We start from the raw sequence: 6,127 nt of genomic DNA on the forward strand, positions 1-6,127 counted from the left end.
AAATGCTAAATAAAATAATTTTAATTACTGGTGGTACAGGTTCGTGGGGACATGAACTTATAAAACAACTATTAGAAAAATCACCGGAAGAAATTAGAGTTTTTTCAAGAAATGAAACGGTTCAGTTTGAAATGCAGCAACAGTTTATAAATGATGATAGATTAAAATTTATTATTGGAGATATTCGTGATAAAGATCAACTAGCCTATGCTTGCCAAGGTGTCCATTATGTATTCCATCTTGCAGCTTTAAAACATGTTCCAGTATGTGAGTATTATCCTTATGAAGCTATAAAAACCAATATACATGGTACGCAAAATGTAATTGAAGCATCTATACAGATGCAAGTTGAGAAAGTTATATATGTTTCAACGGATAAAGCTGCTGATCCATCAAATACGTATGGGATGACAAAAGCAATTGGTGAGAAGTTAATGGTTCATGCGAATATGCAAACGAAGAAAACAAAATTCATTTGTGTTCGTGGTGGAAATGTTTTGGGGACGAGCGGAAGTGTGATACCACTTTTTAAAAAACAAATTAAAAAATCTTCACAAGTAGGGATTACCGATGCAAATATGACTAGATTTTTCTTAACGATTGAAGATGCTGTTGGATTGTTATTTAAAGCCGTATATCAAGGTAGAGGTGGGGAAATCTTTGTTATGAAAATGCCGGCATGTAAAATAACAGATTTAGCAGAAGTGTTAATTGAAGATTCGAAAAAGGAAAACGTGAAGGTAAAAGAAGTAGGGATAAGACCGGGTGAAAAATTAAGTGAAATGCTTTTATCTGAGGTAGAGAGTAAAACAAGTATAATTTTTGATCAAAATTATTTTGTGGTACTACCGACTATTCCTATAGAAGGACTGCAAGAATATTATGCTAGCTATCCGCTTGTGGATGTGAAGAGTTTTAGTTCTCAACAAGACTTACTTGCAAAACACGAGGTGAAACAAATGTTATTAAAAGGAGGGTTTTTACGATGAAAAAAAATGCGAGTCTTTTAATAACTGGTGCAAATGGTTTCACAGGACGCCATGCTTGCCAATATTTTTTAGAGCAGGGCTTTCATGTAATTCCTATGTTTCAAAATCGTGCAAATAGAGAAATGATTAGGGATGGTATTACTTGTAATTTAACTAATAAGAGCGAAGTAATGAAGGTAATGAAACAAATAAAGCCAGATTATGTATTGCATTTAGCAGGAAGGAATTCGGTCATAGAGTCTTGGACAGCTGCTCTTGAATATGTAGAGATTAATGTAATAGGGACATTATATTTATTAGAAGCAATTAAGCAAGAATCACCTCATTGTAGAACATTAATTATAGGATCTGCTTTGCAAGCAGATAGTATGAACAACATAAAAATGTCAAATCCATATAGTTTAAGTAAAACGATGCAAGTCACTATTGCAGAGGCGTGGAGTGAATTAATGAATTCAAATATTATTATTGCAAAGCCCTCGAATTTAATTGGTCCAGGAGCATCGAATGGTATCTGTTCGATTCTCGCAAAAAAAATAATAGATATAGAATCAGGTAGAAGTAAAGCAGTTATTGAAGTAAACAGTTTAAAAAATAGTAGGGATTTTCTAGATGTACGTGATGCGGTTAAAGCGTATCATGTGTTATTACGAGATGGGATAAATGGAAAACAATATAATGTCGGGTCAGGAGTGAAACGATCTTTATTAGATGTACTAGAACAATATAAGGAATTAACAAGACTGAATTTTTTTATAGATGAAACAGAGAAAAGTGGAAGTGAATCAAATGAGAGTTTAGTAATAGAGGAAATAAGAAGGTTAGGGTGGATCCCAGAAATTCAATTTCATCAATCATTAAAAGATGTACTTGAGTATGTAAAGTATAGTGACATTTACATTCAATGAAAAATAAAAAAGGTGTAAGAAATATATGAATGGTTATGAAGTAATAGTTAATCAAAATACGCTATTTCTTTCAATTGTTGATACGCTGGACTGGAGAGATGAAGAAGCGCATGTTTTGCGTCTTTATGAGGCAATAAATATCGAGCGTATGTAGAAGAAAAAAAGGTAAATCAAATCAAGTCAGCATTAGAGACGGAAACTAGGTATGTGATTCAAGTCTTTGCTCAATATGAGTGTAGTGAGTATGGAAATGATTTTTATGAACTCATCAAAGATTTTTTACAAGATATAGAGGTGGAGTTAAAGATTTATATAAAAAATAATAAGTTTATTTACATTTAAAAGGTTAATATAAAGCTAAATTTTTAATAATAAAGGTGGATATAAGTTATGAGCAAAACGATTCTTTTTACTGGGGGCGGTACAGCCGGACACGTTATGATTAATATTGTATTAATTCCTAAATTTTTAGAACAAGGATGGAGAGTCGAATATATCGGATCCAAAAATGGGATTGAAAAATCATTAGTTCAAAATGTTAAATACAATAGTGTTTCAACGGGGAAGCTTAGGAGATATTGGGATTGGGAGAACTTTAAAGATCCTTTTAAAATTATATACGGTTGTTTACAAAGTTATAAATTAATTAAGAAAGCAAGGCCTAACGTTATCTTTTCAGCAGGAGGATTTGTTTCAGTTCCTGTAGCTATAGGGGCATGGTTAAATCGTGTGCCTATAATTATACGTGAACCAGATAGCACATTAGGACTTGCCAATAAAATAGCATTACCTTTTGCTAAAAAGCTATGCACAACATTTCCTCAGACAGGAGAAAATGTAAGTAATAAGAAGAAGGTTTATGTAGGACCAATTGTAAGGGAAGAAATTGAGAGGGGGAACGTATTACGAGGAAAAAGCTATTGTAAATTTCAGCAAGATAAACCAGTATTGTTAATTATGGGTGGAAGTCAAGGTGCTAAGTGGATAAATGATATGGTAAGGAAAAGTTTGGAAACATTACTGTTAAATTTTAATATTGTTCATATGTGCGGTAAAGGGAAGGTAGATTCATCTATTGGCATGGAAGGTTATATGCAATTTGAATATATAGGGGATGAGTTGCCGCATATACTAAATATGGCGAGTGTTGTAGTTTCTAGAGCGGGTTCTACTGCTATTTCTGAATTGCTATTTTTGAAGAAACCGATGTTGCTTATCCCGTTAACTAACAGTTCCAGTAGGGGAGATCAAGTTTTAAATGCTGAATATTTTTCTCGGCAAGGATATGCGGAAGTTATACTCCAAGATAGAATAAGTACGAATGTATTCATACATGCAGTAAATAAGTTGTATACAAACAAGGAGAGATATATTCAAAACATGAATGGATATAAGAAAACAAATGATGAGGGGATTCATCATTTAATAGATATAATAAATGAAGTAGTGAAGTAATAGAAATTTAAATAAAAAAACAAAAGGAAAGAAGGTATCTTCTTTCCTTTTTACTATAGTTGTTCAAATTCATTATTACTTATCCCGATTAGCTATATACTATGGGTGAATACCGATTTCTAATAGCTCAGTAAATGCATCAGTATGGATAGGTTTGCTGTAATAGTAACCTTGAATAAATTTACATTTATTTTTTTGAAGGAAATGCACGTGTTCCTTCGTTTCTACCCCTTCAGCAATGACAGACATTTCTAATGTATGTGCCAATGTGATAATCGTTTTAATAATTTCCATTCCATCTTCACACGTTTCAGACATTGTAATAAACTCTCTTGGGATTTTTAACGTGTCGATTGGATATAAAGGTAAATACGCTAGTGATGAATAACCTGTACCAAAGTCATCGATTGAAATGTGAACGCCTAAACTCTTTAGTGTACGCAGTTTTATCAATGTTTCTCGCTCATCCATCATTGCAATTCGTTCTGTTAATTCAAGATCAAGAGAACTTGCTGGTAAACCTGTATTTGTTAATGTAGCAGAAATAGACTTTACAAAATCTTCTTGTTCAAATTCTTTAGCAGATAAATTTACACCTATTTTCAAATGTGAATATCCGAGTGTGTGCCAACGTTTCATTTGTTCACAAGCTTGCTGCAATGTCCACTTTCCTATTGGAATGATTTGTAGTGTTTCTTCTGCAATCGGAATAAACTCGTATGGAGAAATAATGCCTAATTCAGGATGATTCCACCGGATTAAAGCTTCAGCACCGATAATTTTGTTAGATTCGGTATCAACTTGAGGTTGATATAAAAGGAACAATTCTTCATTTTGAATTGCATTTGGTAAATCTTTTTCTAATCGTAATCGTCTTTCAATTTTTTTAGCAATTATATCATCATAAATAGAGACAGAGTTAAGTTCTTTTGCTTTCGCATCATACATTGCAACATTAGCGTTTTTCAGAAGTGTAGCGGTATCGATTCCAGAATGTGGATAAATAGCGATGCCAATACTTAGTGATAAAGTTAATGTATGTTCATGTATGATAAACGGTTTTTCCATGCATTCAAATAACTGATTGCATAACTTGAATAAGGAATCTTCGTCATTATAGTTTTCAATTAAGATTGTAAATTCATCGCCACCGATTCTTGACAGATGAGTATGTGATGGAAGACATGATTGGAATCGCTTTGCTATTTCTTCTAATATGTGATCTCCTGCCGAATGTCCAAGTGTATCGTTAATTGCTTTAAAGCGATCTAAGTCTAAATATAATAATGCAAACTCGCTTTCTGTCGTTTTAGCATTTTTTATAATTCTTTTTAATTTCTTATGGAAAAAGGCACGGTTCCCAATTTTCGTTACAGTATCATGGAATGCTAAATATTTTATTTCTTCTTGCTGTTTTTTTAGTGCAGTAATATCTTTCACCATAATATAGCTTCCGGAAATTTGCCCGTCTATCATAATAGGTACGATGGTAACGTATAAAAAATAAGTAAAGCCATCTTTATATTGAGAACGTAGTTGTAAGGATGCCGATTTTTGTTGTTTCACTTTTTCTAATGCAGATGCTAGTTTATATTTGTCTTCATCTAAAATAATCGAAAAACAAGTTTCCCCGAGTAACTCATCCGTTGGTGCTCCAAGTAGTATACTTCCAGCTTTATTTCCATTTAAGAATACTCCATTTAAATCAATTGTAAAAATAGGATCAGGGTGATATTCATATAATGATTTGAATTTTTGCTGTTTTTGAGATAGAGCCTCTGATTTATAAACTAAATCAGAAGTTCGTAAAGTAACTTTTTCTTCTAGTTGAGCATTAAATGCCTGTAAACGTTTGGTTAGGGAATTATTTTGTATACGTACAATAGAATGACGAATGAGTACGAAAATGAAAGTAATACAATTCCCTGTAATGAGAGTTGAAGATGCTGTTTGTTCTTTTAATGTAAACCCGATTAGTATTGCAACAGCAAGATAGGGAAATACAACTAAAGCCTTTTTTCCTATTACAGGGTTTACAATGAAATAATTTTTATGACTATTGCGATCTTCTGAAATAGATCCAGCTATTGCAATAAGCAATATAGGTATTCTATATAAAAGACGTAATAATGTTATCGTTTCAGTTGATAAATGGTTATTTAAGTAAAAATAAATATAGTTAAAAGTTGCAGAACTTATTAATACAAAAATAAAGATATAAATTTTCCGTTTAGAATTAAAAATTGTTGGACGGAAAAAGAGACTAACACCTAGTAGAAGGAATAATAAATCTGCAATTGGATATAGAAATGAAAGAAAAACATCTCCTAGTGAAAGAGAGAATATATTTAAATTTGGTTGATTAAATAAATACCACTCTAATGTGAATATGGAAGTAAGTACTATGCATATATCACAAATAAAGAATGCTTTTTCCCATTTATCGCATTCTTTTAAGATTTTATAGCAGAAAGCGATAAGACAGAAGAGTAGAAAAAGCATGTAAAATACATCAGAAATAGTAAAACGATGTATTGGAATTTCGAAGAAGCTATCTTGATATGTATATACTATTTTTCCTAATAAAAAACTACCAATTGCTATCGTAATACATATCCAAAACAGATTTGAACTGACTTTTTTAGAATATATAGAGTAAATGAGTGATACAAATGTAATGGCTTCAACAATAAGTGAAGCGAAGCGTACATCTGAATTTGAAAAATGAGAGGGGAACAGATAGAAAAACATAAAATAGATTGAATAACATATTAA

The 6,127-nt window shown here is 31.9% G+C and carries 4 protein-coding genes and 1 pseudogene; 4 read left to right on the top strand and 1 reads right to left on the bottom strand.

The genetic code is table 11. The features are described from left to right. Window positions 1-2: 2 nt before the first annotated feature. The 4 genes and pseudogenes from KI369_RS23675 (at window position 3) to murG (ending at window position 3,352) form a co-directional block, all read left to right on the top strand. Window positions 3-989: a UDP-N-acetylglucosamine 4,6-dehydratase family protein gene (locus KI369_RS23675; protein WP_212957615.1), complete on the top strand. Its 987-nt coding sequence runs from the start codon at window positions 3-5 to the stop codon at window positions 987-989. After that, entirely contained in the window at window positions 986-1,897 is a 912-nt protein-coding gene (locus KI369_RS23680; RefSeq protein ID WP_212957617.1) for an SDR family oxidoreductase, read from the top strand. The genes KI369_RS23675 and KI369_RS23680 overlap by 4 nt, the downstream gene beginning before the upstream one ends. 25 nt (window positions 1,898-1,922) lie before the next feature. After that, window positions 1,923-2,239 (top strand): annotated as a pseudogene (locus tag KI369_RS23685) (DUF6572 domain-containing protein). Window positions 2,240-2,287: 48 nt separating this feature from the next. After that, window positions 2,288-3,352 (top strand): undecaprenyldiphospho-muramoylpentapeptide beta-N-acetylglucosaminyltransferase, encoded by a 1,065-nt coding sequence (murG, locus tag KI369_RS23690; protein ID WP_212957619.1) that lies wholly within the window; start codon window positions 2,288-2,290, stop codon window positions 3,350-3,352. Between the two features lie 99 nt (window positions 3,353-3,451). Here the strand turns inward: murG and KI369_RS23695 are convergent. Then, the coding region (locus KI369_RS23695; protein WP_238484949.1) for a sensor domain-containing phosphodiesterase at window positions 3,452-6,127 on the bottom strand (2,676 nt) is incomplete at its 5' end.

Origin of the sequence: Bacillus sanguinis (assembly GCF_018332475.1) — a bacterium.
Classification (GTDB): Bacteria; Bacillota; Bacilli; order Bacillales; family Bacillaceae_G; genus Bacillus_A; species Bacillus_A sanguinis.